The following is a 25,719-nucleotide window of genomic DNA, read 5'->3' on the forward strand; positions in this document are numbered from 1 at the left end:
CCAGCCGGGCGGCTGACCAGCCGGGCGCTGCGACCGGCCCGGTCGGGCGGTCGGGCGCCGGGCAGCCAGGCACCCGCGCGGTTGGGCAATCAGGCCGTCAGCGCCGCAAGCTCCGCGTTGGCCCGCGCGTTGACCAGAGCGAGGACACGGCCTGTGGCGGCAAGGTCCGCGGCGGGTATGCCGCCCCAGACGCGGGCGCTGAGGGGAGCGGTCTCCGCGCCGACGGCGGCGACCAGGTCGCGCCCTGCATCTGTGGGGCGAAGGTACGCACCGTCCGCGACGAGCAGTTGCTTGGCCAGCAGTTCGTCGAGAGTGGCGCGGATGCCGGCGTGGTCGGCCTTGAGGGAACCGTGGACCCGGGCGACGAGATCGTCCGGCGTCAGCGGGGCGTCGGCGGTGAGGGCGGCGCGCAGGGCGATCTGCTGCTCGAAGGTGATGCCGTGCCGGGCCAGGACGTGCTCCAGGACACCGCGGGCGGCGTAGTGGGCCAGAGCGAGGGCGCGGGCGTCGGCGACGGGTTCGGCGGTGGTGGATGCGGCGGTGGTCATGGTGTTGTCCCCTTGGTGCTCTCGTCGTTGGTGCTCTCGTCGTTCGGCAGGAATGCCGTGAGGGGTGCGTCGAGCAGGGCCGTCAGCTCCTCGGTGAACGCGCGCGTCCGCGGGGTGTCGAGGCCGCCGAGTGGCTCCAGCAACTGCTGAAGCAGTTCCTGGACCGCGGGGATGGCCTGCCGTGTGACGGCCTGCCCCTCCTTGGTGAGGGCGAGTTGTACGGCGCGGGGGTCGCGGGGGTCGCGGGTGCGCTCGATCAGACCGGACGACTCCAGGGTGCGCGCCAGCTTCGACACGTACAGGGCCTCCAGGCCGGTGTGGTCGGCGAGTCGGCGCTGGCTGGGTCGCTCGCCGGCGCGCTGCATGCCGTACAGCGACGCCACCAGTGAGTACTGCGCGTGGGTGAGGCCCAGCGGCGCCACCGCGCGATCGACCGCGACGCGCCATTTGTTGGCGAGCCGCCATACCAGGAAGCCGGGCGTGGGGTCCGGCAGCACCTTGCTCATAGCGAATACAGTACATGGCTACTATGTCCATGACTATGATTTTCTGCCGGGTGTGCGAGCGCACTCCGAACCTGGCACGGACGACTCGGTCCTGGGCCGCCTGTCGCGGGAGGGTCCTCTCTCGTCGGTCGGTTCAGAGGACGTCGTAGGTCAAGTGCGTCGCCGTCGATGTCGAGGTCACGCTCCGCTGCACGAGCGTGCGTGGCGCCCCGCCGGTGAACAACGGCGTCCCGGCGCCCAGCACGACCGGGGCGAGGTGCAGTGTCAGCGTGTCCACCAGTCCGGCGTCGAGTGCCGAACCGATCGTGGCACCGCCACCCATGAGGACGACGTCGAGATTCCTGCCGCTCTGCGACGACGACGCCTCGGCGCGCTCGCGTGCCGCCGCGACGGCGTCGGGCAGGCCGGTGCTGACGAACGTCCAGTCGAGTTCGGTGAGCCGCACCGACCCCGGCGGCGAGCTCGTCACGACGACGAACGCGGGCCTGCCGACCTGGTCGGCGCCGTAGCCGACCTTGTCGTCCCAGCCGTTCGGCCCGTCGACCACGTCGAAGAGGTGACGGCCGAGGACGACGGCACCCGAGCGTGCGGTGCCCTCGCGCAGATACCGGCGGTCGTCAGGATCGTCGGAGAACGCCCAGGTGTGCAGGGCTTCACCACCGGTGCCCAGACCGTTGTCCGGGCCGGGGTCGGGCCCGGTGACGAAGCCGTCGAGAGAGACCGAGATGTCAGCGTTGATTCGAGTCATACCAGTGCAGACCCGATCGGCCGGCCGGACTAATCGTTCACCGCACCCACGCCGACGCCACCCGAATGGCAGCTGATCACCAGCCAGGCACGTCAGGCGGCCGTGTCGAGTACTTCCAGTACTTCCAGTGGCCTGTACGGCGCTGGTGACCCCTGTGTGACGGGTTCCGGGGCGGCCCGCCGGACGGGGAGCGGGCGGTCAAAGGCGGCAGTGCTCGGTGGAGGTGTTCCCGGTGCCGGGTGTGGTCTCCTCTCGCCCCGGTGGCCCGGCAAGGCCTGCGGCACGGTGAGCAGGCGGCCGTGGGGGCTCGCTCGGGTGCCCGGCATCCGTTCGGGTCAGTCGGGATAGCGGCCGGTGAAGGCTGCGACGACGCTGGGGTGGTACTCGACATTCCCGTCGGCACCCCGTCCCCAGTTCCAAGGAGCACTGTCATGTCCGATCGCAACACCCTCATCCGCAGCCTGCACGATGTGGGTCTGGCAGCCTGGTTCGGCGGCTCCCTCATGGGCGCGGTCGGTCTCAACGGGGCAGCACAGGATGTGAGCGAGACGGCCCAGGCCAGGGCGCGGATCGCCTCATCCGGCTGGGCGAAGTGGACACCCGTCAACGCTGCGGCCATCGGCGCGCACCTGTTCGGCGGCGGGGGGCTGCTCGCGGTGAACGCTCACCGCGTCGCCACTCAGAAGGGGGTCGGGGCCTCCACCGCGGTCAAGACCGCCGTCACCGTCGCGGCTCTCGCCGCCACTGCCTACGCCCGTGTCCTGGGCAAGAAGGTCGAGCTCGCTTCTTCCCCCGACCCGGAGGACGCCGAGAAGGCTGCCCAGCACCCCATCGACATCGACTCGGCCCAGCGGCAGCTGGCCTGCGCGCAGTGGGCGGTGCCCGCGCTGACCGGATGCCTGGTCGTGCTCAACGCCCTGCACGGTGAGCAGCAGCGTCCCGAGGAGCAGATGTCCGGCATGTGGGAGCGGGCCCGCTCCGCCGCCACCCCCTTCATCCCGCAGCGCGCTTGAGAGCTCTGCTCACGCCGATCCAGGCCGGCCAACTCGAAATCAACCTCCCGCTGTCTCCAGCACCGAACTCAGGCCGTCGAAGGCGGTCGCCGAGGACTGACCCCCGGTCCCGGGTGGCCGGCGGACCGGCGGTAGCACCGCTTTGGGTTGCGCGAGCTGAAGTGGCCGCCGAACTACGCAGGCACCGGCCGGTGGAAGCGGAGTCCGAACCACCGGCCGGCCGCCGCGACCGGCTGTGGCGGACGCAGTCGGCACCGCTGGAGTGGCTTGCATCAGCCGGGCTTGCTGCCGCTGGACTTGCTGCGACTGGGCTCGCCCTCGGCCCGGGGCTGGGGGGCTGTTTCTGCTGTTCGCTCCGGTTCGGGTTCGGGGGTGTGCTCGCGCTGGAAGTTGGGCGGGGTGGTGGGGGGATTGGTGGGTAGGTTCTGTGTATGGCTGACGTGGTGGATTCTGATGAGTTGTTGCGTCGGGTTCAGCGAGCGCGGGATTGGGCTGCCGGCGAGGAGGAGCGCTGGAGGGCCCGGGCCGGGACCGGCCGCTCCGAAGGCCGTGAGGCGAGCGGCGCGGGGGAGGCAGCCGTCTTCGCCTCGGCCTACGAGGCGGTCCGCAGGGTCCTGGACGAGGTTGTCACGCCGGGAAGCAACGATCCCGGCTAGGGCCTGTCGTTTGGATCAGGCTGGCTGTGACCGACGGTTCGTCCTGACCGACCCGAGCGGGGTCTGGCGCGTGCAGCTGCAAGGCGGAGGAGGGAGTCGACGCGGAGCGTCGGCGACCGACGACAACGCCGCAGATGTGCGTGCCAGACCCCGCGACGCCGGCGTGATCCAAACGACAGGCCCTAGAAGCTGTCACATGATCCACTGGACAGCGGTAACCCTTGCTGGCCTCGGCCACCGGGGCCGCTTGGTCATCGGCCTGGAGGGCTGGCAGCGCTGGACGCGCGACCCGCGAGCCAGACCGCGATCCGCTCCTTGAACTCGCGGTTGACGTAGGGACTGTCGCGAAGAGTGACCTCTTCCAGGTACTGCAGGATGTTCTCCGAGCGGTCCGGGCGGCGCACCGCTAACACGTCGACGCCGATCTCGCCCGTCGAGGCGATGACACACACGCTGCCGTCGAGAGCCATCATGGCGAAGCCCGGGTGACCCGCGTGTATGCCGAGGAACGCCGATGCCGCGCCCCGGCCCATGATGTCCCAATGGTCCAGGAGCCGGACCCGCGTCCAGAGCGTCGGGGAGGCGCTGTCCCCGTGCAGGTTCTGCAGGGCGGCCGCGTGCGTACGGGTGCCCTTGGGAAGCTGGACGAGGAACTCACGCCGGTCATCGAGAAGACCTGAGGACACGGCGAGGTCGTACCAGTCCTCGTTGAGCCGCTCGACGAGCCGTGGGGTGTCGTACCGGTGGGAGAAGCTGCCGGTCACGTCCTCGGCACGGTATCCGACGACGAACGGCATCATGCCGTCCGGAACGGCGTCCGGGATCACCTCGAGGCCGGCCCGCCGCAGCGGTCGGTACACCTTACGGTCGCGCTCCTGGATACCCATCGGTCACTGTTCTACCAGGCCGGCGCGCCAAGAATCCCCCGGCCCCGGGTTTCCCCGTTTCCCGACCTCTCGGATCGGAACCAGGAGTTCGGGAACGGCCGCATGATCGGCCGGGCAGGACCTGGATGGGCGCGGGGCCGCTGGGGGGTGCGTTGTCAGTGGCGGGTGGGAGGGTGGTGGGTGTGGATGAGGATGAGTTCTTGCGGGGGCGGGTGTATGGCGTTGATCAAGATGATGCCGTTTGGGGGCGGCGGCCGGGGCGGGAGTATGTGGAGTTGACGGGCGGTCCGCTGGACGGGTTGCTGCTGGATGTGACCGGGTGGCCGGGCGGGCGCCGGGGTGAGGTGGCGCTACCCACGGAGATCGGCCGTTACGGTCCTGGTGGTCGTGCCCTGTACGGGCCGAGGCCCGGTGACGACGGGCGTTTCGACTGGCTCGGCGACAGTCCCTGAGCTGTTTCTGTCGGTTTCCGTCGGTTCTTCTCGGTGAAGGCTGACTAGGCGAGCGGGCCGGGTTGACCATCTGCGGCGAAGAGTTGGGGCGGGGGTGGGCGAACGGGTCGGGTGGCACGTTCTGTTGCTGCATGATGGCGGTCAGCAACAAACGTCCCAGGGGGGATCATGTCCATCCGTGCCACTGCCGCGGTCGTCACCGCGATGCTCGCCTCCTTCACGCTTGCTCTTGTCGGCTGCAGCGCTGGCGGTAGGAGCGGTGGTGGTGGAGAGACGGGGTCCGGTAGGGCCGTGACGGTTACGGCTACGGCTACGGCTACGGATGCGACTGCGGCTGGGCAGACCCCCGCGCCCCGGAAGTCCGTGAACGCGGATGCGGGTGAGGGTGAGGGGCAGGGCAAGGCGCGTGTGCCGGGCGAGCCTGACGCCGCCACCCGGGCCCGGCTGATTCGGGCGTTGAGTGCGATCAGTCCTGCTCTGGTTGCTGACGAGGACAGGGCGGTGGCCAACGCGCGCAGCCAGTGTGCCGCTCTTGCTGGCGGGGGCGCTGCGGAGAGCGCGGCGAGGTCCCGCTTTTCCTCCCGTGTCCACAAGGTGACGCATGCCGAGGCCAGGAGGATCAACGCTTCGGTGTCGGCGGTGCTCTGCCACTGACACCGCTGCCGGGCCCGGCATCGCCCGCTCATGTCCGCCCGTCCGTCCTCGGTCGCGACTCGCTTTGCCGTGCTTCACGTGGACGGCGTCCGGGGTGGAGCTGGTGGCGGGGAGTGTCGTGGCCGGGTTACTATTGATCTTGAGCGCGCGCCGTACTGCGGTTGTCGTCTCTGCGTTGGTGGTCCAAGGAAAGACGCCCCACTTCCCGTGGGGAAATGCAGGTGCAAGGCCTGCCCGGCGCTCCACGAAGTCCCATCCCGGCTGTCCCGGGGTGGGACTTTTTTCATGCGAGTGGGTTTCCCTTTCCCGTACGTTCTGCCTGTCGCCGGATGGGGTGGGTGCGGCGTGCGAGGAGGAGGGCGGCGGCGAGGGTGACCGCGGCGGCGGCGACCGGGCTCGCGCGGCGGGCAGAAGGGGAGGTGAAGGGAGCGAGGTCGCGGAGCCGGTCGAAGGCGCTGAGGGGCAGGCCGCTCAACGCGTTCCCGGGAGAGCGCCGCGACACAGCGGGATGAGGGTGGGTGGGGGCGCTGGCTGGTGTTCCTGTTCGACGCGCGTGGTGAGGAGTTCGCCCTCGCTGTGGATGCGGCGCAGGAGGGGCCACAGCACGGTTTCCTCAGCGAAGGCGTGGCTGAAGACGAGCTGCACGATGTCCTTCCACAGGGCGGCCCGTTGGTCGGGCGTGGTGTGGGGCCGAGGTGTCCGACCGCGCGTGTGGAGCCCAGCGTTTCCGGTCTTTCATCCGGGGGTGCCACGTCCTGCCCTTGAGCCGGCGTAGGCGGCCGTACGCAGGCCGGCGAGGCGGCCCGTGGGGTGGAGCAGGGGCAGGTGGTGGGCGTAGGGGTCGAAGCCGGGGCTCTGCGCCGGTACCGGTGCGGGTGCCGGTCCTGGTGTGGGGGCGTTGAGCGTCAGTGTGGCGAAGGTGTGCCAGGGTTCGTTGCGGTCGGCGGCCCGTAGCGTGAAGCGGATCGTCCTCTGGTGGAGTGCGTCGGTGAGCGCGGTGATGGAGGTGCCTACTGGCGGGGTGGGGGACTGCGGGAACGCGGCGATGATCCGGGGCCGGTTGCCGAAACGGTAGGACAGCAGTGTGGAGTAGGGGCCGCCGACGGCGTTCATACGCATCCGGGGGAGGTGGCGTCCCAGGCGGCCGGCTCCGCTGGTGGTGAGGAGCAGATCCAGGGGCCGTCCGGGCCCTGCGGCGGCTTCCACGCGGACGGCCAGGCCCATAGCGTCGGGACATGAGCGGGGAAGGCCCGCTGCCCGTGACCAGCGCACCAGCGCTGTGTGGCGGGCCGGGGCGGCCAGCCAGGGCACGCCCCAGTGGGCGCTGTCGGCGGCGACGTCCACCGTGGCCGTGCACAGCAGGCCGGCGGGGTGCAGGGCCGGCGCCGAGCGGTGCGCGGCCACCAGCCGGGCGGCGCCGAACGCCCAGGTCTGCGTGCGGGACTTCTCGCCAGGTCCCGGGCCGGTTCCGGGTGCCGGCAGATCCGTGGCGGGCGATGTCTTCATGCTCGTCCTTGCGTCGGGCAGGGTCCCGCCCGATAGCCGGGCGGTTCGGCGGCTGTGGCGCCCGTCCCCGCTGAACGGCGACCTGGGGGTCAGTTGTCTACCTGTTGCTGCGTGAAGCTCCAGGCGTATTGAAGCCAGTCGGAGATGACGACCGCGCTGAGGCCTGCGGCGACCAGGCGGGTGGCGTGTGGTGCGGCGATGTATCCGCACATCAGGCTGGTGGCGGCCCAGGTCGAGGCGCAGAACGGGCAGGCGAGGAGTTCGCCGGTGGCTTGTCCCAGGGTTCCTTGCCGACGGGGTTCGTCCGCGACTTCGCTGCCGCCGGTTGCTTCCTGGCGGCGGGTGAAGGGTGCCCGCAGGAAGCTGGTGATTTTTCCTTTGGTCACGAGCCGGGAGATCTTGTAGGTGGCTGTGCCGAGTACCAGCAGGTCCCAGGGCGGGACGCCGGGGGGCAGGGGACGTCCTGTCCGGCGCAGTGTGAGGGCGGCGAGTCCTGTTGCCGTGGCGTAGACGCCTGCCAGGGCAGCGTAACCGCCGAGTGGGACGCTGCCGTCGGGCGCGTAGGGGCTGCTGTCCGGTGCGCTTTGAACGCTGTTCGCCGGCCGTGTGTGAGTGCAGGAGGGTGGGGTGTCGCCGTTCTCGTTCTCGTTGGTTGTGCCGAACACCATGGATTCCTCCCGACGTGCCCGGCCGGGGCCGGGTCTTCGTTCACTGACGCGTTCGTGTGCCCGCTCGTGGGCCGGTGTCTGCCGTCCGGTGTCCGCCGGCGGTACGGGCGGTGACTGCCAGGCGCCGAGTACCCCCGTTAGCGAGCTGAAGCAGCCTGCACGCCAGGAATTGATCCGATTCGCAGCAACAGCAGCGGGCAGCGGGCAGTGCCGAACATCCGTGCCCTATGCCGACGCCGCAGTCTGGGCCTGCAAGCCAGCCTGCGCGTGCGTCGATCTTCGGGCGTCCGCGCCAGCCTGCTGTTTTCGACCCTTCGTCCCAGCCTGCAGACCGTCCCGATTTCGGACGTCCGTTCCGGCCTTCCCCCTTCCGGCCCGCAGCTCGCACCCGTGCTCGGGTGTCCGTTCCGGCCCGCCACGCGCCGACCTTCGAACACCCGACCCCATCCGTCGGCCGTCCCGGTTCGGGTGTTCGTGGTGCCCGCTGTCGCCGTGTCGGCCCGTGGGTGGTCCCGCCGTCGTGCTGGCCGGCGGGAAAGGATGCCCGCAGGGGCGATTACGCGTCGGCGCGAATGTCGCACACCGACCTCCGCCTGACCGCCCGGAGGTCCGTCCGCCCCCGGCCACCGGCGCCGCTGATCGCCCCGCAGGCCGCGGGAGCGACGGCCGGGCTGCAACGCAAAGTTCGGCATCAGTTGCGTCCCGGCGTGTCGGCCTCGGGACGCCGCCCGCACCTCGGCCGCGTTCCACGGCGGCGTCACCGGGGGCACCGATTGGACTGGCGTCGCCGCCCCAGCACAGACCTCACGTAGCCCGGCTACTCGACGTCTTGGCACCGCTGTGCGAGACGCCGCGGTACCTCTGGTGCGGGTTACTGATTGCGGGTGCGGGGACCGTTGTACTGCTGGTCGGTGACCGGCTCGGCCCAGGTGGTCTCGGGGGTACCGTCGTCCAAGCCCTCCCACATGGCGATGTGCTCCATGAACCGGTCGGGGGCGGCGCCGTGCCAGTGTTCCTCGTTCGGCGGGCAGGCGACGGTCTCACCGGGGTGGGCCTCGAAAACCGTGCCGTTCCGCGTGCCGATCAGGGCGATGCCGGAGACGACGTGCAGGGTCTGGCCCAGGGCGTGGGAGTGCCAGTTGGTGCGGGCACCCGGGGAGAAACGGACCAGGTTGGCGCGCATCCGCGACGGCTCCTGGCCGGCCACGATGACGTCCCACCACACGTCGCCGGTGAACCAGTCGGCCGGGGCCTTGCTGCTGGACTGCTGCTTGACGAATTCCATGGTGTCTCCCACCTTACTTTCGTACGTCGGCTGTCTCTGACGGGCGACGTGGCCCCCTTCAGCGGGGAGGACGGCGCCGTCGACGAGACTCGCCCCGATGACGCGGTCCCAGTCGTCCTTCGCGAGGTCGGGCGCGGTCGGAGGTCGCTTCAGCGCTGGGACGGCGCCTGCGCGAGTTCGTCGTGTCGCACGTCAGGGCGAGCGCTGCTCCGGGCCACGATCCGGCCCTTGACGGAACGGCCGTGGACGGCGAGGGCGATCAGGGGCAGCAGCGCGAGGGCGGCGATCACGGTGCCGACCAGGGGCGGTCCGGTCAGGCCGAGGGAGGAGTCCAGGGCCGTACCGGCGATCAGCGAACCGGCGGCGATGCCGGTGTTGAAGGCGGAGGTGGTCAGCGCCGAGGTGAGGGTGGGAGCGTCGCCCGCGAAGCGCATGGCGAGGGCGGTGACCACCGGGTTGACGGTGAAGCCGGTCAGGCCCATGAGGAAGACGAGGAGGGTGGCTGTCACCGGGTTGCCGGACAGCGGGACGAGCAGGAGCAGTACCAGGGCGGTGGCTGCGGCGGCCGTGATGGTGGTGACCATCGGACGTCGGTCGCCCAGACGGCCGCCGGTGGTGGTGCCGCCCAGGGCGCCGACACCGAACGCGATCAGGACGAGCGGTACGGCCCCCGCGGGGATGCCTGCACGGTCGGTCAGCAGCGGGGTGATGTACGTGTACGTCGCCAGCACACCACCCATGATCAGCATCGCGGCGCCGAGCGCCAGCCACAGCCGGCCCTGACGCAGCGCACGGACCTCGGCCCGGACCGACACCTCGGCGCGCTGCTCCCGGGTGGGGATGAAGCGGCCGATGAACACGGCGGCGAGCCCGGAGAGGACAGCCAGGGCCCAGAAGGGGCCGCGCCAGCCGGTGAACTGGCCGGCGAAGGAGCCGATCGGCACGCCGACTACGTTGGCCAGGGTCAGGCCGCCGATCATGACGCCCGTGGCGCGGGTGGCGTTGCGCGGACCCGCGGCGGTGGTGGCCACGACGAAACCGACGGACCAGAACGCCCCGGTGGCCAGGGCCGTGACGACGCGGGCAACGAGGACGACCGTGAAGGACGCGCTGAGGGCGGCGACCAGATGTCCGAGGCAGAACACGGACAGGGCCAGGATCAGCGTGCGGCGCTGCGGCAGACGCAGGGTCGCCATGGCCATGGCCGGCGCGCCGATGATCATGCCGATGGCGAACGCGGTGATCAGCAGACCGGCGTGGGAGACGCTGACTCCGAGATCACCGGCCAGCTCCGGCAGCAGGCCGGCGACGACGAACTCGGTGGTCCCCATCAGGAACGTGCCGGCGGCGAGCACCCAGACGACGAAGGGAAGCCTGCCCGGTGTGGTCCCGGATGCGGAAGGCATACGTGTGGTCTCTCCTTGCGTGGAGGCGGGATCGGGGCCCCAGCTCGCGGGGCAACCCGTGCGGGGCGGGCGGCGGGGCGGGTCAGGGCGCGGCTTCGCTGGTTATCTCGTCGGCGCTTGCGAGCTGCTCGGTGCCGCCGTCAGCCATGTGCCCGAGGGGGACCGGGCCGACCGCGTAGGGGGCGTCGCGGTAGTAGGTGGCGAGCTGGTTCCACGGTGCGTAGTAGGCCAGGTCACCGGTCTTGGGGCCGGCGCCTTCGGGGGCGCCGGAAGTGGACAGCTTCCGCGGCAGGTCCGCGATCTTCTCGGCCTGGTGGAAGTCGCGCAGGGACAGGGTGAGGGGGAGCTGCGCGGCGAAGTCGCGGGCGGTGGCGCTGTCGTGCAGGGTGGCGGCGACGCGGTGGCCGTTGAGCGTGAGCCTGATGTTCATGGTGGTCCTCCTGCCGGGTGAGGTGGTGGTGGCGGCCGGGGCTGTCGAAGATCGCGACGCGGGCTCGGAAGGAGAGGAGGAAGGGGGGTCGTCGGTGCAGGCGGTGGGGAGCCCGAGGCCGTGGCCCGTGCCGACAGAGCCGAAGTCGTCGTGGCCGGTCCTGGTGTGAGCGGGTATGGATCCCGGTCCAGAACCGCATGGCCTGGCTGCGGCCCTGGAGCGAACGCGCGTGGTCAGGGCGTGAGGAGGGCTTTGATCGCGCGGCGCTCGTCCATCGCCTTGTAGCCTTCGGCGACCTGGTCCAGGGGGAGGGTGAGGTCGAAGACCTTGCCGGGGTTGATGCGGCCGCTCAGGACGCGGTCGATCAGGTCAGGCAGGTACCGGCGTACGGGAGCGGGGCCGCCGCGCAGGCCGACGTGGGAGAAGAACAGCTCCTCGCCGTCGATCGCGACCTCGTGCGGGACACCGACGAAGCCGACGTTGCCGCCGGGCCGGGCCGAGTGCAGGGCCTGCCGCATCGACTCGGCGGTGCCTACACACTCCAGCACGGAATCCGCGCCGATGCCGCCGGTGAGCTCCTTGACCCGGGCGACGCCCTCCTCACCGCGCTCGCTGACGATGTCGGTGGCACCGAACTCCTGGGCCAACTCCTGCCGGGAGGCGTGACGGCTCATCGCGATGATCCGCTCGGCGCCGAGTTCCTTCGCGGCGATGACACCGCACAGGCCGACAGCGCCGTCACCGACGACGACGGCCGTCGAGCCCGGCTTCACCTCGGCGGCCAGCGCGGCGTACCAGCCGGTGCCCATCACATCGGAGACGGCGAGCAGGCCGGGCACCATGGCGCCGTCCGGGTGCCCGTCGGTGGCGACGAGGGTGCCGTGGGCGTTGGGGATGCGGACGTAGTCGGCCTGGCAGGTGCTCATGAACTCGCGGCGCAGGCAGTTGGACTGCCAGCCGTTCTCACAGTTGACGCAGGTGTTGTCCGAGGTGGCGAAGGAGCCGACCACGAACTGGCCCGGCCTGACGTTGGTGACGTCGCTGCCGACCTCCTCGACGATGCCGACGTACTCGTGTCCCATCGGGTGCGGGTCGCCGATGGGTTCCGCGCCCCGGTAGGGCCACAGGTCCGAGCCACACACGCAGGTGGCGACCGTACGGATGACCGCATCGGTCGGCTGGAGGATCTTCGGGTCGGCGAGGCTCTCGAAGCGCACGTCGCCGGGGGCGTAGATGACTGCTCCGCGCATGGGGTGCTTCCTTCGGTGCGGGATCGGTGTACCGCAGCCGGTGGGCGTGCCCGGCTGCTAGACATCGAGCCTCACACGCGAGGGTGAGTGCGAAAAGCGGAGAAATGCATCCCGGGCGGGGGACATCCTGGGAGTGAATTCTCCCCCCTTCCCCAGGCGCGAGCGATGTCATCCTGGGAAGCATGAGCAGCAGCGTTCCTCTCAATGAGCTGGGAGAATTCCTCAAGAAGCGCCGCTCCGAGCTGAGCCCGCGCACGGTCGGCCTGCCCGAGACCGACCGGCCCCGCCGGGTGGCCGGGCTGCGCCGCGAGGAGGTCGCCCAGCTCGCCGGCATCAGCACCGACTACTACACCCGGCTCGAACAGGGCCGCATGCAGGCGTCCGCCCCCGTTCTCGACACACTCGCCGGGGTGCTCCACCTGGACGACGACGAGCGCGGATACCTCTTCCAGCTGGCGGGGAAGTCCACGCCCCGCATCCGGCGGCGCGGCCGGCAGAAGGTCCAGCCGCAACTGCAACGGGTCCTGGACGACCTGACCGCCACCCCGGCCGTCGTGCAGGGCCGGCGCGGGGACATCCTGGCCTGGAACGCGCTGGCCGCAGCCCTGGTCACCGACTTCTCCCGTATCCCGGAGAGGCACCGCAACTATCCCCGGATCCAGTTCACCGATCCGGCGATGCGCACCCTGTACGCCGACTGGGAGACCTCCGCGCAGATCTCCGTGGCCCAGCTGCGCATGGAGGCCGCGAAGTATCCCGAGGACCCCCGCCTGATCGAGCTGGTCGGCGAACTGTCCATGCGGGACGAACAGTTCGCCCGCTGGTGGGGCGATCACCGGGTCGCGGCCCGCACGGTGGGCACGAAGACCCTCAATCATCCCGTCGTCGGTGAACTGGTCCTGGACTGGGACACCCTCACCGCGAGCACCGATCCCGACCAGAACCTGACCGTCTGGACCGCCGAGCCCGGCTCTGCCACCCACGAACGGCTGCGCATCCTGGCCTCCTGGGCCGCCGAACAGCACCTGCCCGCGTCGCCACCACTCACCTGACTCGTTCGGCCGCGGCTACTTGCCCTCGTCTCGGATCGTTGGCCGGGTATCGGATGAGTCTCTGGCGTGGGTCGCGGGTTTGCTTCGCTCCGGACCCGGCGACAGGCTTTGCCAAACGGTCGACCACTTGTTTTTCCTGGTCAGGTAGCTTTCAGGGCATCCATTGATCTATATGTGCGGGCCCGTTTCGGCATGACCGGCCGGGTCCGTGAGGAGGGTGCGCCATGAGTGCGGTCGACCTTGCGGAGACGGCGGCCGGTCTGCCGGAGGCGTGGAGCTCTCGCGGGCTGGGCATGGTGGGGGCGGCCTGCGTGAAGGTACTGCGCATGGACGGGCTGCCGGTCGAGGAAGAGAGCCATGGAGCCGCCGAGGCTCTGCTGGTCCTCGATGGCCGGCTGGAGTTGGAGGTGGACGGCATGCCGGTGTCGGTGCGGGCGGGCGAGCTGTTCATGGTGGCGGCGGGGACTGCACACGCGGTCCGCCCCGGAAGCCGGGGCACGTTGGTGATCGTGGAACTGCCGGAGGAGTAACGGCTCTTCAGGCAGCCTTGGCCGACGTCCCCGGGAGTCGGGGGGTTGTGCTCCGCGGCGCACTGGACGGTGACGTGGACCGGGGCGCCGCAGTCAGTGTGAGTCACCTCCAGGACGGGGTCCGGACCCTCGGGGTCGACGGCGTGGGTCTCGCCCCACTGGCTGAGCGCCACCAGGACGGGCCAGCAGGTCCCATCCTTTGCGGGGCAGGTGGTACTCGTTACGCGAGTGGCGGCCCGCACGGGATGGCGTACACCTCGCTCGATCTGACGGTGAAGTTCCTGAGTCGACGATGTCGCGGACCACGGCCGGGGCGAAGCCGCCCCGGAGTCAGAGGTTGATCATGTGGCCGGTGAGGCCGTGGAACGCTTCCTGGAGCGCTTCGCCGAGAGTGGGGTGGGTGTGGACGTTGCGGGCGAGTTCCGCGGCGGTCAGGTCCCACTTCTGCGCGAGGGTGAGCTCGGGGAGAAGTTCCGCGACGTCCGCGCCCACCATGTGTCCACCGAGGAGCTCGCCGTGCGCGGCGTCGGCTACGAGCTTCACGAAGCCGGTCGGTTCGCCCAGACCGTGGGCCTTGCCGTTGGCGGTGAAGGGAAACTTCGAGACGAGCACCTCGTGCCCCTCGTCGCGGGCCTGCTGCTCGGTCAGCCCGAACGAGGCGACCTGCGGCTGGCTGAAGGTCGCGCGCGGCATCATCCGGTAGTCGCCGAGCGGCATGGTCTCGGCCCCGGCGAGGGTCTCGGCGGCGACGACACCCTGCGCCTCGGCGACGTGGGCGAGTTGAAGCTTGGCGGTGACGTCGCCGATCGCGTACAGGTGCGGTACCGAGGTCCGCATGTGCTCGTCGATCGCGATGGCGCCCCCGTCGGTGAGGGCGACGCCGGTGTTCTCCAGGCCGTAACCGGTGGTGCGTGGTGCGAAGCCGACGGACATGAGGACCTTGTCGGTACGAATCTCCGACCGCTTGCCGTCGGCCGTGGCGTACGTGACCGTGACGGAGGTTCCCTCGTCCTTGACGGTCTCGACCTTGGTGGAGGTCAGGAGGGTGACGCCGAGCTTCTTGTACTGCCGGGTGATCTCCTTCGACACCTCGGCGTCCTCGTTGGGCAGCGCGCGGTCGAGGAATTCGAGGATCGTGACCTCGACACCGTAGTTGCGCAGTACGTAGGCGAACTCCATGCCGATCGCTCCGGCGCCGACGATGACGATGGAGGCGGGCAGCCCCCGCTCAAGGATCTGCGTCTCGTAGGTGACGACATTCTCGCTGAGCTCGACGCCGGGCAGCAGCTTCACGGTGGAGCCGGTGGCGATGATGGCGTCGTCGAAGGTCACGCTCTGCGTGCCGCCGGCGGTGAGTGCGACGTCGAGGGTGCGGGCGTCGGTGAAGGTGCCGTGGCCGTCGATCTCGGTGATGGCGTTCTTCTTCATGAGGAAGTGCACGCCTTTGACCCGGCCGTCGGCGACCTGGCGGCTGCGGTCGTAGGCGGCGCCGTAGTCGAAACTCACTTCGCCCGAGATGCCGAACTGCTTGGCCTGGTGGTGGAAGGTGTGGGCGAGTTCGGCGTTGCGCAACAGGGCCTTGGAGGGGATGCAGCCGACGTTCAGGCAGATGCCTCCCCAGTACTGCTTTTCGATGACGGCGACACTCTTGCCCAGCTGGGCGGCGCGGATCGCGGCGACGTAGCCGCCGGGCCCGGCGCCGAGGACGACGACGTCGAAGTGCGTGCTGCTCATGGAGGTTCTCCTTCTTGTTTCCGCCTGGTCATCGTCATGACGGCGGCAGGCTGTCGCACGGCGGGACGACGAGCCGCCCACCCGCCCCGGTCCGGTGTATGGGCGGTTCGTGGACGATGGTGTCAGGCCTGGGCCAGGGTCGGGTAGTCGGTGTGTCCGGCCTTGCCGTCGCCGTAGAGGGTGGCCGGGTCGATCTCGCTGAGCGGGGCGTCGCTGCGCAGGCGCTCGAGGATGTCGGGGTTGCCGGCGCGAAGCGGCCCAGCGGGGCGATGTCGGCCAGGTCCGCGCCGATCTCCTCGGCCCCCGCCCGGGCGATCTCGACGACGAGGCGGGAGCGGTTCTCACCCCCCGTCCGCACCGGCGGCTGTCGCGGAGGCGGCGGCATGCCGGAAGTCCGCGATGGTGGCCTGGATGTCCGGAAGGCTCAGCTCACGCGGGACCGAGGTCTCCTTCGGGCGGGTCGTGGTGAATATGTCCTGGTCGGCGGAGATCGCGGAGGGGGAGACCGGCCGGCGGTGGTGCGCTCGCCATCGCCGGGCGGACCGAGGAGGCCGTGGCCGCCGTGCTGTGCCGGGACGGACAGGTCAGAGCAAAGCGAGCGCGGCGACCGGGCAGCCGTCCGCCCGGGTCGTCGCGGTGCTCGACGGAGAAACTGCTTGTAGAACGCACCGTCGTCAGGCTGGCCGCCTTCATCAGGGTCGGCGACGCTGATCTGCGTGCCCTGCATGCGGTGTCCACCATCCGCCTGCGATCTTCCTCCGCCTGTGCCTGCGATACGCGGCCCATGCCCCCTCTCATTTGGATGTCGACTGGCATCTATCATGGGCTCGTGTTTAGATTGGTTGCATAATCTAATTCCGTGCGGGTGGCCGACGGCGCCCGCCAGGACCAGGAGTGAGCATGGAACTGAAGAACGCGGTCGCAGTGGTCACCGGCGCCAACCGGGGGCTCGGGCGGCACCTGGCCGCCCAGCTCGTGGAGCGCGGGGCGAAGGTGTACGGCGCGGCCCGACGCCCCGAGACGGTCGACGTGCCGGGCGTCATCCCGCTCCGGCTGGACGTCACGGACGAGGCGTCGATACGGGAGGCCGCCCGCGTGGCGTCCGACGCGACACTGCTGATCAACAACGCGGGCATCTCCACCGGCGCAACGCTGATCGCAGGCGACGTGGCTGAGGTGCGCCGGGAGATGGAGACCAACTTCTTCGGCCCGCTCGCCGCGACCCGCGCGTTCACCCCAGTCATCGAGGGCAACGGCGGCGGCGCCGTACTCAATGTCCTGTCCGCCCTGTCCTGGTTCCATCCGGCAGGACTCGGCTCCTACGCTGCTTCCAAGGCCGCCGCTTGGGCGCTGAGCGACGCGACCCGTGAGGAGCTGGCACCCCGCGGGATCACCGTCTCGGCGCTGCACGTCGGCTACATGGACACCGACATGGCCGCCGGTGTGCCCGCCGATCAGAAGGTCGCCGCCGCCGACGTCGCCGCCCAGGCCCTGTACGGCATCGAGACCGGCCTGCCCGAGATCCTCGCCGACGAGACCAGCCGGTACGTCAAGCAGAGCCTGTCCGCGGCACCCCAGCCGAACGCGGACTGACGCTCACCCCTCCACCCCGGCGCGGCCGTCTACCCGCCCCTGGCTGCGCGAGCGCGCCGCCCGTTCCGTGGCCACGCTCGTCCCGATGTCAGCGCGGTGCCGCTCGGCGCACCCCACGAGGGGATCAACGCCTCCCTGGACCACCTCCAGGGAGGGCCGGCCGCGTCGCCGCCCCGGTCGTGCCGGTGGCCTGATGGGTGAACGCGGCTGAGGACGCGGTACGCCTGCGCCGCAGCCAGAGGAACAACACAAACTATCTCGTACTGGGAGAAGCCCGGAGCGAGCGGAGACCCTGCCCTTCCACGGACGGGACATGGAACGGAGATGACGATGAGGGCTTTCCTGGTGGAGAAGTACGGCGGCCGAGCCGGGATGCGCGCCGCCGAAGTAGCCGACCCCCAGGTGGGCGCCGACGACGTCCTGGTCAAGATCCACGCGGCGGGCGTCAACCCGCTGGACGTCAGGATCCGCAACGGGGACTTCAAGGCGTTCCTGCCCTATCGTCTCCCGCTCGTTCTGGGCAACGACCTCGCCGGGACGGTCGTCCGGGTCGGCCCGTCCGTCACCCGGTTCGCGGTGGGCGACGAGGTCTACGCCCGGCCCGACAAGGACCGCATCGGCACCTTCGCCGGACTCATCGCCGTTCACCAGGACGACCTGGCGCCCAAACCGGCCACGCTCACCATGGCCGAGGCCGCCTCACTCCCCTTGGTCGCCCTGACCGCATGGCAGGCACTGGTCGAGCGGGCACGCGTGCAGCCGGGTCAGAAGGTCCTCATCCACGCGGGCGCCGGCGGCCTCGGCTCCATCGCCGTCCAGCTGGCCAAGGCGTTGGGCGCGCACGTGGCCACCACCGTGAGCGCCGCCAAGGTCGACCTGGCCAAGGACCTCGGCGCGGACGTCGTCGTCGACTACCGCACGCAGGACTTCGAAAAGGTCCTCGACGGCTACGACGTCGTCCTCGACAGCCTCGGCGGCGAGAACCTCGCCAAGTCCCTGCGCGTTCTCAAGCCCGGCGGCATGGCCGTCAGCGTCGCGGGCCCGCCCGACCCGGCTTTCGCCCGTGAACTCGGCGCGAACCCGATCCTGCGCATGGCCATGACCGCCCTCAGCTTCAAGACCCGGCGCAACGCCAAGCGCCACGGCGTGACGTACTCGTTCCTGTTCATGAAGGCCAGCGGCGACCAACTGCGCGAACTCACCCCCCTCATCGACGCCGGGAAGATCCGCCCCGTCGTCGACCGGGTCTTCCCGTTCGAGGAAACCCTTCAAGCCATGGAGTACGTCGAAAAGGGCCGGGCAAAGGCCGGCAAAGTCGTCGTCACGATGGCGTGAGGGCGGGTACGAGTCTCGGGCACCAGTCACCTCCGACCCGGCTGCCCCGAGGTGAACTCGAGCCCCTCTACCCCGACGCCGGACACGGCGGGATCTTCCAGCACCACGACGTATTCGTCCCGCGGGCGTTTAATTGCTGGAACCGTAGCCAGCAGTCGGACAGCCGGTTTCGGGGCTTCCGGCAGACGGCGCAGGCCGCGACAGGCGCGACAGGCGCCCCCTGCTGTCAAGGGCAGGGGGGCGCCGTCTCCACGGAGGCACCCGTCAACGTCCCACGCGGTGCCTCGCCTCGAACCGGACCACTCCGGACGGGGTGGTTGCGCCGTTAGCGGGCGCTCGTGGTTTCGATGTCGACGATGTGGTTGTACCGCTCCATCAGCACGAAGAGCTTGGTCTTCTGCACGGTCTCCCCGCTGCCGAACGTGAGGGTGACGATGACCTCGTGGCCGTTGCCCACAGTGCCGTTGTCGGTCACCGTCCACTGCGCCGGGACGTTCTGGGCACGCAGGACGCCGTCCGCTCCGTTCTCCTCCTCCCAGGCCGTCAGCCGCTCGGCGAACTCGGGCGTCAGGTAGTGCTTGCGGAGCGCCGTGGCGAGCGTGCGGTCCGGGTCCGCGTAGTCGCCCTTCGCGTCGATGTACGCGCCGTAGAAGTCGGCGACCCGGGTGACCGCCTGGCCGGGGGTGCCGTTGATCGGCCGCAGCACGGCGGCGGACGCCTTCGCCGGGGCAGGCACGGCCGCCTGTGCCGACATCTGCGTCGCTGCCCCGAGTCCGAGAGCCAGGACGAGGCCGGCGACGACAGCCGCGCGGCGGCCCGGACGACGGTGGGCGGGGGAATTGCTGTTCATGTGAGTCTTCCTTTTCGGGGCCGTATGTGGGTGTTTTGGATTGGTTTTATGTTTTTCGTGCCGCTGGCACTGCCGTCTTGCCGCCCCTCGTCCGTATCCGATGCGAGGACAGGAGGGCCCGGCTGGTGTCCGGGCACAGAGGTGTCCCGCTACGCAGGTGCAGGTCGGGTGTCGTTACCGGGCTGCTGCCGCGCCGCATCGTTTCGACTCGGCCGGGGCGACACCCAGAGCATTGAGGACGCCGTGGACCCAGGACAACAGCCGGCGGCACACCTGCAGGGGTGGAACGGTCCCAGCCATGTTGACCTGCGGAAACAGGAGCACCTGGGATGCCCTCCCGGGATGCGGAGCCCACTCATGGGACAGTCGACTGCCGGATACGGCCGACATGGCGCGGGCCGCCGTCCATCGGCCGCGACCTGCTGTCCCGATTGCGTTCTGAATCGGGCACGCGCACGCCCAGTTCTTCGAGGCGCACCTGGCGCAGCACTCTCCGGACGGCCGGGCCGTGTCGGGCCGTGTCCGGTCGTGCTGCGCGTATGCCGCGACCAGTCGCCGAGCGTGGCGTGACGGCTGCCGTCCCGTCAGGGACAGTGGAACCATTCCGGCCCACCTGACGTGCAGGTATGTAAGTGCCCGGTTCGCGGGTGGACGACGGGAGAGCGGTGTCGAAGCGGGACGAGGTCGAGGAGTTCGCGGCGCGGCTGCGGCAATTGAAGGGCCGTACGGACCGCAGTTACGGCTCCCTGGCGCGCCGCATCAACATGAACACCTCCACGCTCCACCGCTACTGCAGGGGCGATGCGGTACCCCAGGACTTCGCACCTGTGGAGCGCCTCGCGGCCTTCTGCGAGGCGACACCGCAGGAGCGGCTGGAGCTGCACCGGCTGTGGTTGTCGCTGATGGAAACTCGGCAGCAGACGCGTACGGCCGGTCCGGCGGAGGAGACGATCCCCTCACCGGGACCGGGACCGGGACCGGGACCGGGACCGGCACCGGCACCGGCACCGGCTGCGGCTGCGGCACCGGCTGCGGCACCGGCACCGGCACCGGCACCGGCACCGGCACCGGCTGCGGTTCCGGAACCGCCAGCGGACGCGAACCGGGCACCCGTCGAGGAGAGCGGCTCCGCGGTGCAGCCCGGAAACGATCCCGGCCCGGACGAGCCCGCCGCCGGCTCTGCTCCCCGCCCCTGGTACCGCCGTCGGCGAGTCCTGGTCTCCACCGCCATCTCCTGCGTATTGCTGGTCACTTGGGCCGGCACGGCTGCCCTGTCGGACGACCACTCCTCCGAAGCTTCCCTCCCGCGGGCAACCGCCCCCGGTGCACCCAAGCGCTCGGCACACCCGCCGGCCACCCCATCCCCGTCCCGCAGCTCGGCGTCGCCCGGCTCCCGGCACGAAGTCCCCGCCCCGAGCCCAACTGGAAGCAGTCCCACGCCGACTGCGAAACCTGCCATCGGCCCGCCTCTCGCCTGGAGTGCCGATTCCCAGATCTGGGACCTGGGCTGCCGGCACGACTACGTCATCGACAAACCGTCCGCGCAGGTGCCGCCGCCGCCGGTACAGCAGGACGCCGGGGCGTGGGCGGCGACGCAGGACGCGGTGCACGGGAAGCAGACCATGGTGCAGATCTCCGTACAGGGACGGTCGTCCACCGCTGTGGTCCTGGAGGCGCTCCGCGTCCGTATCGTCAGCCGCGGCAAACCGGCGGCCGGACGCGCGTACGCCACGGACCAGGGCTGCGGCAGCGACCTCACGCTCCGCCGCTTCACCGCGAACCTCGACGCCGACCGCCCCATCGTCCGCTCGAAGGACGGCGCCGACCAAGGACGCACCATCCCGGCCGCGCACTTCCCCTACCGGATCTCCGCCACGGACCCGGAAGTGCTGCTGGTCGACGCGACTACACAGGCCAACGACGCCCGCTGGTACCTCGAACTCGACTGGTCCTGCCAGGGCCGCACCGGGACGATCCGTATCGATGACCACGGCCGCCCGTTCCGCACCACCGGCATCAAGGGGATGCCTCACTACTGGTACGGCACGAACGAGGCAGGCAGTCGTGCGTGGGTGCCGTACGACGGCTAGGCAGTTTGGCCTGGAAGCAGGTGCCCGACCGGCAGCACCCGGCACGGCGGCAGAACCCCGACGGCAGCAGGGCCCGGACCGCGCGTCGCGGTCCGGGCCCTGCCCCGTGCGGTGCCGCCCTGCGGCGGCGGTGCTTCAGCTCTGTGCGGTGTCGTCGTCCGCCTGCCCGGCGCCGTCAGCTGCACCTGTCTTCTCGCGCATTTTGCGCACCAGCTCCGCCTTCTGGTCGGCTGCACTCTGGCGGTCGAGGTTGCGGTGGGGGCCGTTGTTCTGGCGTTCGGCGCGGGACTGCTTCTTGCGCTGTCCACCGCCCATGCCCACGGGGTTGTTGATGTTCTTGCTCACGGTCACGGGTTCTCCCGGTAATGATGTGAAGTGATCTACGGATTCATCGGTGGGGGACGGGCGGCGACATCGAAGGACGTCAGCAGGGGCCCATCACGCTCTCACTCGTAAATCGGCGCCTGGAAGAACATGACAAAGACGATACCCGGTTCCGTCGGTCCCGCACACCAACCTTGGGAAGGTGTGGGACGGCGCCCTGGACGCACAGCACACCTTTGGACCTCGACGGGGTCCTGCCGTGCGCACGATCACTGGAGGACGCCGCTGCGCCTGCCCTCGTCGAGAAGGGCCTCCACCAGAGCGGACTTCACTCCCGGCGCCGCGAACCAGAGTGGCGCGGCGGAACGGCTCCGGAAGATTTCGATGCGGTGGCAGCCCAGGACGAGACTCACCACTGCCGTCTGCTGCACCCCTGTCACCTCGCTCCACGCCACGGAGTCGCGTATCCGGCCGAACCGGCCGGTGACGGCCACGCCGTCCGCGCACAGGTAGCACCTGTTCACACCAAGCCGGGCGGTGAGCAGGCGCCATCCGAACTTGAGGGCGTACACCGCGGCCACCACGGCTGTGGCGACAGCGGCGTTGTCGTTGACCGCGGACGGGTTGACGACAGTGGTGACGAGCAGGGCGATCCAGAGAAGCAGCAGGAATCCCCGCAGTACCTGCATCATGGCGCCTGTCGCCGGGTTGATGATGGCGTAGTCGCCGCGTATATCGCCAAGCCCCAGACGGGCCACCCTGTTTCGCACTGACGCCCCCTTGGTCGAAGCCGGATCCGCGCGCACGACATGCCCGCGGCAGGGCAGGGCATACCCGCGCGGCCAGTGCCTCGAACGGGAAGCGTCCGGTTCGGCACGCTTTTCGGGAGTGGGCTTGAGCACCCGGTCCCGGCCCGCGGGCTCAGGCGAGGGCGGTGACCAACAGGGTGAAGGCAGCGGTGATGACGGCGACGCGGACGTAGTGGAAGCGGTCCCAGCGGTTCATCTGCTGCTTCCAGTCGGCCGGCAGGCCGTCGGCGGTCCACGTCTTGACCCGGTTGTTGATCGGGACGAGCAGCAGGATCGACATGACGACGCTGAGAGTCAGCAACGCGGCGGCAATGACGACGAGGCCGGTGCCGTGGTGGTGCCAACCGGCGATGGTCCAGATGGCGGCGAGGGCGAGCGAGCCGATGTACCAGAAGGGCATCACGGCGCCGAGCAGCCGGGCCCCGTGGGTGCGGCCGCGCAGCCCGTTGTCGCCGGGGAGGCTGTTGAGGATCGGGTTGACGAAGAATGCGACGGAGAACTCGACCCCCACCATTACGCCGACGATCACGGTGGTGCAGACCTCGAGTGCGTTGAGCATGATGACCCCTCCTCGGATCTAGCGGCGCTAGATTATGGGGCGACGCTAGTACTGCTGCCGCTTGCTTGTCTAGCGGTGCTAGGATCCAATCGTGTCGGTAAAGGAACGCAAGGAGCGCGAACGGGCGGGCCGCGAACGCCTGATCGTGGCGACGGCCCGCGAACTCGCCGAGCGGCAGGGCTGGGACGCGGTGACCACCCGTCGGCTCGCCGAGAGCATCGAGTACAGCCAGCCCGTCCTCTACAGCCACTTCCGCGGCAAGCGCGAGATCATCGGCGCCGTGGCCCTCGAGGGTGCCGCCGAGATGGCCGCGGCGCTGCGGGCCGCAACCTCCGCCGCCGACGGCCCGCGCACCCGGGTCACCGCGCTCGCCCACGCCTACCTCGACTTCGCCGAACGCAACCCGGCGGTCTACGACGCCATGTTCCAGCTCGACGGCGGTCTGGCGTTCGCGGAGGAGGACACCCCGGAGCCTCTGCAGGACGCCTTCGCCGCCCTGCTGGAAACCCTCGCCGAGGTCGCGGGGGACGGTGTTCACCCGGCGCTGTTCACCGAGGTGTTCTGGGCGGCCCTGCACGGGCTTGCGACCCTGACCCGGGCGGGACGGCTGCCGCCGGGGGACGCCGGCCGGAGAGTCGAGCTGCTGGTGGACCGGCTCGTCGTGGTCTGACGCACCGTCAGGACGGACGGGCGGGCGGGTCTGTCGGCCCGGCGCAGACCTACGGCACCGCTGCTGGTCCATTCACGCCCGCGGGGCGGAGTCGCAGATGACCGGGCCCCTGCCGGGGCGGCCATCTTCCCCGACAAGCTCGGACGCGTACGCCTTCCGAGTCCAGGCGACACTGGTTGCGTGATTATCGAACGCGCGCAGGTCCATCTCTCCTCGTACGACGAGGAAGCCTGGCCATGGTCGGTGCCCTGCGTCCGGCAACTGCTCGACGAGGGGCTGCGGTTCACCGCGCCGGTGACCTTCCTGGTGGGTGAGAACGGCTCGGGGAAGTCGACTGTGGTCGAGGCGCTGGCCGAGGGGTTCGGTCTGGACTCCTACGGCGGCTCCCACGACTGGCGTTACGCTTCCTCGCGCGGGAAGTCGATCCTCGGCGAGCGGATGAAATTCGACGCCGCCTCGGGGCGCGGGCGCCGCATGGCCACCAGTTGGTCGGCCCGCAAGGGCTTCTTCCTGCGTGCCGAGACCGCGCTGGACGCACTGGGCAGGGAGGGGTTCTCGCCGGACCACGTCAGCCATGGCGAGGGCTTCCTCGCGGCGTTCCGCGGGAAGTTCCTGCACGCCGGGCTCTATGTTCTCGACGAGCCCGAGGCAGCGCTCTCGTTCTCTTCGTGCCTCGAGCTGATCGGGCACATCGACCGGTTGGCCAAGGAGGGCGGACAGGTCATCTGTGCCACACACTCCCCGTTGCTGACCGCGCTGCCGGGCGCGGACATCATCGAGGTCGGAGAGCACGGTATGCGGCGGGTCGCCTGGCAGCAGCTCGGCGTCGTGGATCACTGGCGCCGCTATCTCGCCGACCCGCACACCTATCTGCGGCACATCGTCGAACCGTAGGCAGGTCCCCTTCCCTCCCTCAGGGGCGAGACAGAAGATCCGGCTCTGGGCGTTTGCCGGCAAGCCGGGCACCTCGGGCCGGCTCGCACCGAAGTCGTGGTCGCCCGGGACCGGCGCGCGGGGCGCCGACGTCTCCGGGACCGTGGTGCGTCGCCGCCGGCCACGGTCCCGTCCCTCCCCGCCACGCGTTTCGTGCCTGCCGGCGACCGGAACCTACATCCCGGCGTCAAGAGCTTCGTAGACGTGCCGGATGTAACTGTGCGTCCGCTCCGAGCCCAGGATTCCGGCATCCAGGCGGTTCATCGCGTAGGCGAAGGTGACGCGCCGGTCGAGGTCCATCATGACGACCGAGCCGCCCCGGCCGACCCAGAAGCAGATCCTTCCCGTGGGCATCTGCGGCATCGTCCTCGGGTCGGCGAGTGCGTAACCGACGCCCCAGCGCACGGGAACGCCCAGGACCAGGTCGACTCCGTCGGCCTGCACGTCGAAGATCCTGTCCACCGTGTCCGGGGAGAGGAGCCGATGGCCGTTCGCCTCACCGCGCCGGGAGACCGCCGAGAGGGTACGGGCCAGCCCCCGTGCGTTGCCGTGCCCGTTGACGGCTCCGAGCTCGGCGCGCCGCCATCGCGGGGTGTCGACGTGCTCGTCCCGGGCGGGGCTGCCGAACAGCGTCCTGGTGAAGAACGCCTCGGGATCGAGACCGGTCATCCCCTCGACGGTCTGCGACGGCGGCACCAGCGGGGCGATACGCAGCCAGTTCGCTTCCCGCGCGCCGATCTGGACGTCTACCTCCAGCGGCTTGGCCAACTCGGTGTCCACGAACCCGGCCAGGGTCCGGCCGCTGACCCGCCGGACCAGTTCCCCCACCGGCTCTCGGACGGGACGCGCAGGGCATAGCCGGCGGGTTCGGTGACCAGTACCCGGAACGTGCCCCGCGTGCGCAGGTGCTGGGGTTCCAGGACCGCCCGGACCTTGCTGACGTGGGCGTGCAGGGAGGCCGTCGCCCCGCCCGTCGCCCCGCCCGTTGTCCGGCCCGGCCGTTCCGGCCACGGCTCCCCGCACAGCGTCTCCGGAGCGACCGCCCGGCCGTCGGCGAGCAGCAGCCGGATCAGCAGCAGCCGCTGCTTGCGCCGCCCGGGATCCAGCACCGCGCCCGTCCGCCGTACCACCAGCGGACCCAGCAACTCGAAGTCGAACTCATGCTCCACAGCCGTCACCGTTCCCACCCAGCACCCGCTCGACGGTCTTGCCACCTGCACGCACACGGCCC

26 protein-coding genes are annotated in these 25,719 nt (G+C 70.2%); 8 read left to right on the top strand and 18 right to left on the bottom strand.

Annotation, left to right across the window (positions count from 1 at the left end; genetic code table 11):
* Positions 1–89: 89 nt before the first annotated feature.
* The 3 genes from AC069T_RS26910 to AC069T_RS26920 all read right to left on the bottom strand — a co-directional run bounded on the left by AC069T_RS26910 (position 90) and on the right by AC069T_RS26920 (position 1,802).
* Positions 90–548 (bottom strand): MarR family transcriptional regulator, encoded by a 459-nt coding sequence (locus AC069T_RS26910; RefSeq protein WP_478785188.1) that lies wholly within the window; start codon positions 546–548, stop codon positions 90–92.
* Positions 545–1,054, bottom strand: a complete 510-nt coding sequence (locus AC069T_RS26915) for a MarR family winged helix-turn-helix transcriptional regulator (protein WP_478785189.1) — start codon at positions 1,052–1,054, stop codon at positions 545–547. Before AC069T_RS26915 ends, AC069T_RS26910 begins: the two co-directional genes overlap by 4 nt.
* A 133-nt stretch (positions 1,055–1,187) precedes the next feature.
* Complete coding sequence (locus tag AC069T_RS26920; protein WP_478785190.1) at positions 1,188–1,802, bottom strand: dihydrofolate reductase family protein; 615 nt, start codon at positions 1,800–1,802, stop codon at positions 1,188–1,190.
* 431 nt (positions 1,803–2,233) lie between these two features.
* Between AC069T_RS26920 and AC069T_RS26925 the strand changes: the two genes are divergently transcribed.
* A complete protein-coding gene (locus AC069T_RS26925; protein ID WP_478785191.1) occupies positions 2,234–2,815 on the top strand; it encodes a hypothetical protein in 582 nt (193 codons plus the stop codon).
* Positions 2,816–3,722: 907 nt separating this feature from the next.
* Here the strand turns inward: AC069T_RS26925 and AC069T_RS26930 are convergent.
* The 8 genes from AC069T_RS26930 to AC069T_RS26965 all read right to left on the bottom strand — a co-directional run bounded on the left by AC069T_RS26930 (position 3,723) and on the right by AC069T_RS26965 (position 12,009).
* Positions 3,723–4,358, bottom strand: coding sequence for a hypothetical protein (locus tag AC069T_RS26930; protein WP_478785192.1), 636 nt, complete (start codon positions 4,356–4,358; stop codon positions 3,723–3,725).
* Between the two features lie 1,577 nt (positions 4,359–5,935).
* Positions 5,936–6,109 carry a hypothetical protein gene (locus AC069T_RS26935; protein ID WP_478785193.1) on the bottom strand — a complete coding sequence of 58 codons (174 nt, stop codon included), beginning with the start codon at positions 6,107–6,109 and terminating at the stop codon, positions 5,936–5,938.
* A gap of 90 nt (positions 6,110–6,199) precedes the next feature.
* Positions 6,200–6,970 carry a phosphodiesterase gene (locus tag AC069T_RS26940; RefSeq protein ID WP_478785194.1) on the bottom strand — a complete coding sequence of 257 codons (771 nt, stop codon included), beginning with the start codon at positions 6,968–6,970 and terminating at the stop codon, positions 6,200–6,202.
* An 89-nt stretch (positions 6,971–7,059) separates the two neighbouring features.
* Positions 7,060–7,638, bottom strand: a complete 579-nt coding sequence (locus tag AC069T_RS26945; protein WP_478785195.1) for a DUF1360 domain-containing protein — start codon at positions 7,636–7,638, stop codon at positions 7,060–7,062.
* A gap of 871 nt (positions 7,639–8,509) precedes the next feature.
* Complete coding sequence (locus tag AC069T_RS26950; protein ID WP_478785196.1) at positions 8,510–8,923, bottom strand: (R)-mandelonitrile lyase; 414 nt, start codon at positions 8,921–8,923, stop codon at positions 8,510–8,512.
* Between the two features lie 149 nt (positions 8,924–9,072).
* The gene (locus AC069T_RS26955; protein WP_478785197.1) at positions 9,073–10,329 is read right to left on the bottom strand and encodes an MFS transporter; all 1,257 of its coding nucleotides are present in this window, start codon (positions 10,327–10,329) and stop codon (positions 9,073–9,075) included.
* An 82-nt stretch (positions 10,330–10,411) separates the two neighbouring features.
* Positions 10,412–10,759, bottom strand: a complete 348-nt coding sequence (locus tag AC069T_RS26960) for a cyclophilin-like fold protein (protein ID WP_478785198.1) — start codon at positions 10,757–10,759, stop codon at positions 10,412–10,414.
* 233 nt (positions 10,760–10,992) lie between these two features.
* On the bottom strand, positions 10,993–12,009 hold the full coding sequence (locus tag AC069T_RS26965; protein WP_478785199.1) for a zinc-dependent alcohol dehydrogenase family protein: 1,017 nt from the start codon (positions 12,007–12,009) through the stop codon (positions 10,993–10,995).
* Between the two features lie 182 nt (positions 12,010–12,191).
* Here AC069T_RS26965 and AC069T_RS26970 point away from each other — a divergent pair, with 182 nt between their 5' ends.
* Both AC069T_RS26970 and AC069T_RS26975 read left to right on the top strand, forming a co-directional pair.
* Positions 12,192–13,061 carry a helix-turn-helix domain-containing protein gene (locus AC069T_RS26970; protein WP_478785200.1) on the top strand — a complete coding sequence of 290 codons (870 nt, stop codon included), beginning with the start codon at positions 12,192–12,194 and terminating at the stop codon, positions 13,059–13,061.
* A 224-nt stretch (positions 13,062–13,285) separates the two neighbouring features.
* Positions 13,286–13,591 (top strand): cupin domain-containing protein, encoded by a 306-nt coding sequence (locus AC069T_RS26975; RefSeq protein WP_478785201.1) that lies wholly within the window; start codon positions 13,286–13,288, stop codon positions 13,589–13,591.
* Positions 13,592–13,921: 330 nt separating this feature from the next.
* Here AC069T_RS26975 and lpdA read toward each other — a convergent pair whose 3' ends face one another.
* A complete protein-coding gene (gene lpdA / locus AC069T_RS26980; RefSeq protein ID WP_478785202.1) occupies positions 13,922–15,325 on the bottom strand; it encodes a dihydrolipoyl dehydrogenase in 1,404 nt (467 codons plus the stop codon).
* 900 nt (positions 15,326–16,225) lie between these two features.
* Here lpdA and AC069T_RS26985 point away from each other — a divergent pair.
* On the top strand, positions 16,226–16,918 hold the full coding sequence (locus tag AC069T_RS26985) for an SDR family oxidoreductase (protein ID WP_478785203.1): 693 nt from the start codon (positions 16,226–16,228) through the stop codon (positions 16,916–16,918).
* Between the two features lie 330 nt (positions 16,919–17,248).
* On the top strand, positions 17,249–18,253 hold the full coding sequence (locus tag AC069T_RS26990; protein ID WP_478785260.1) for an NADP-dependent oxidoreductase: 1,005 nt from the start codon (positions 17,249–17,251) through the stop codon (positions 18,251–18,253).
* 325 nt (positions 18,254–18,578) lie between these two features.
* Here the strand turns inward: AC069T_RS26990 and AC069T_RS26995 are convergent, their stop codons facing one another.
* Positions 18,579–19,103: a hypothetical protein gene (locus AC069T_RS26995; RefSeq protein ID WP_478785204.1), complete on the bottom strand. Its 525-nt coding sequence runs from the start codon at positions 19,101–19,103 to the stop codon at positions 18,579–18,581.
* A gap of 647 nt (positions 19,104–19,750) precedes the next feature.
* Here AC069T_RS26995 and AC069T_RS27000 point away from each other — a divergent pair.
* On the top strand, positions 19,751–21,193 hold the full coding sequence (locus tag AC069T_RS27000; protein ID WP_478785205.1) for a helix-turn-helix domain-containing protein: 1,443 nt from the start codon (positions 19,751–19,753) through the stop codon (positions 21,191–21,193).
* Positions 21,194–21,328: 135 nt separating this feature from the next.
* Here the strand turns inward: AC069T_RS27000 and AC069T_RS27005 are convergent, their stop codons facing one another.
* The 3 genes from AC069T_RS27005 to AC069T_RS27015 form a co-directional block, all read right to left on the bottom strand.
* Positions 21,329–21,544, bottom strand: coding sequence for a DUF6243 family protein (locus tag AC069T_RS27005; RefSeq protein ID WP_478785206.1), 216 nt, complete (start codon positions 21,542–21,544; stop codon positions 21,329–21,331).
* A 242-nt stretch (positions 21,545–21,786) separates the two neighbouring features.
* Positions 21,787–22,287 (bottom strand): hypothetical protein, encoded by a 501-nt coding sequence (locus AC069T_RS27010; protein ID WP_478785207.1) that lies wholly within the window; start codon positions 22,285–22,287, stop codon positions 21,787–21,789.
* A gap of 151 nt (positions 22,288–22,438) precedes the next feature.
* On the bottom strand, positions 22,439–22,885 hold the full coding sequence (locus tag AC069T_RS27015) for an anthrone oxygenase family protein (RefSeq protein ID WP_478785208.1): 447 nt from the start codon (positions 22,883–22,885) through the stop codon (positions 22,439–22,441).
* Between the two features lie 91 nt (positions 22,886–22,976).
* Between AC069T_RS27015 and AC069T_RS27020 the strand changes: the two genes are divergently transcribed.
* Together AC069T_RS27020 and AC069T_RS27025 are read left to right on the top strand one after the other, a co-directional pair.
* On the top strand, positions 22,977–23,555 hold the full coding sequence (locus AC069T_RS27020) for a TetR/AcrR family transcriptional regulator (protein ID WP_478785209.1): 579 nt from the start codon (positions 22,977–22,979) through the stop codon (positions 23,553–23,555).
* Positions 23,556–23,735: 180 nt separating this feature from the next.
* Positions 23,736–24,449: an AAA family ATPase gene (locus tag AC069T_RS27025; RefSeq protein WP_478785210.1), complete on the top strand. Its 714-nt coding sequence runs from the start codon at positions 23,736–23,738 to the stop codon at positions 24,447–24,449.
* A 213-nt stretch (positions 24,450–24,662) separates the two neighbouring features.
* Here the strand turns inward: AC069T_RS27025 and AC069T_RS27030 are convergent, their stop codons facing one another.
* Entirely contained in the window at positions 24,663–25,268 is a 606-nt protein-coding gene (locus AC069T_RS27030; RefSeq protein WP_478785211.1) for a serine hydrolase, read from the bottom strand.
* Positions 25,235–25,657 carry a hypothetical protein gene (locus AC069T_RS27035; RefSeq protein WP_478785212.1) on the bottom strand — a complete coding sequence of 141 codons (423 nt, stop codon included), beginning with the start codon at positions 25,655–25,657 and terminating at the stop codon, positions 25,235–25,237. The genes AC069T_RS27030 and AC069T_RS27035 overlap by 34 nt, the downstream gene beginning before the upstream one ends.
* Positions 25,658–25,719: the final 62 nt, after the last annotated feature.

This window comes from Streptomyces sp. NPDC043867 (genome assembly GCF_056435845.1).

What these genes read in the sequence shown, in the direction of transcription:
- AC069T_RS26910 (WP_478785188.1), bottom strand. Translation starts at nt 548, where the DNA reads ATGACCACCGCCGCATCCACCACCGCCGAACCCGTCGCCGACGCCCGC.
- AC069T_RS26915 (WP_478785189.1), bottom strand. Translation starts at nt 1,054, where the DNA reads ATGAGCAAGGTGCTGCCGGACCCCACGCCCGGCTTCCTGGTATGGCGG.
- AC069T_RS26920 (WP_478785190.1), bottom strand. Translation starts at nt 1,802, where the DNA reads ATGACTCGAATCAACGCTGACATCTCGGTCTCTCTCGACGGCTTCGTC.
- AC069T_RS26925 (WP_478785191.1), top strand. Translation starts at nt 2,234, where the DNA reads ATGTCCGATCGCAACACCCTCATCCGCAGCCTGCACGATGTGGGTCTG.
- AC069T_RS26930 (WP_478785192.1), bottom strand. Translation starts at nt 4,358, where the DNA reads ATGGGTATCCAGGAGCGCGACCGTAAGGTGTACCGACCGCTGCGGCGG.
- AC069T_RS26940 (WP_478785194.1), bottom strand. Translation starts at nt 6,970, where the DNA reads ATGAAGACATCGCCCGCCACGGATCTGCCGGCACCCGGAACCGGCCCG.
- AC069T_RS26945 (WP_478785195.1), bottom strand. Translation starts at nt 7,638, where the DNA reads ATGGTGTTCGGCACAACCAACGAGAACGAGAACGGCGACACCCCACCC.
- AC069T_RS26950 (WP_478785196.1), bottom strand. Translation starts at nt 8,923, where the DNA reads ATGGAATTCGTCAAGCAGCAGTCCAGCAGCAAGGCCCCGGCCGACTGG.
- AC069T_RS26955 (WP_478785197.1), bottom strand. Translation starts at nt 10,329, where the DNA reads ATGCCTTCCGCATCCGGGACCACACCGGGCAGGCTTCCCTTCGTCGTC.
- AC069T_RS26960 (WP_478785198.1), bottom strand. Translation starts at nt 10,759, where the DNA reads ATGAACATCAGGCTCACGCTCAACGGCCACCGCGTCGCCGCCACCCTG.
- AC069T_RS26965 (WP_478785199.1), bottom strand. Translation starts at nt 12,009, where the DNA reads ATGCGCGGAGCAGTCATCTACGCCCCCGGCGACGTGCGCTTCGAGAGC.
- AC069T_RS26970 (WP_478785200.1), top strand. Translation starts at nt 12,192, where the DNA reads ATGAGCAGCAGCGTTCCTCTCAATGAGCTGGGAGAATTCCTCAAGAAG.
- AC069T_RS26975 (WP_478785201.1), top strand. Translation starts at nt 13,286, where the DNA reads ATGAGTGCGGTCGACCTTGCGGAGACGGCGGCCGGTCTGCCGGAGGCG.
- lpdA (WP_478785202.1), bottom strand. Translation starts at nt 15,325, where the DNA reads ATGAGCAGCACGCACTTCGACGTCGTCGTCCTCGGCGCCGGGCCCGGC.
- AC069T_RS26985 (WP_478785203.1), top strand. Translation starts at nt 16,226, where the DNA reads ATGGAACTGAAGAACGCGGTCGCAGTGGTCACCGGCGCCAACCGGGGG.
- AC069T_RS26990 (WP_478785260.1), top strand. Translation starts at nt 17,249, where the DNA reads ATGAGGGCTTTCCTGGTGGAGAAGTACGGCGGCCGAGCCGGGATGCGC.
- AC069T_RS26995 (WP_478785204.1), bottom strand. Translation starts at nt 19,103, where the DNA reads ATGAACAGCAATTCCCCCGCCCACCGTCGTCCGGGCCGCCGCGCGGCT.
- AC069T_RS27015 (WP_478785208.1), bottom strand. Translation starts at nt 22,885, where the DNA reads ATGCTCAACGCACTCGAGGTCTGCACCACCGTGATCGTCGGCGTAATG.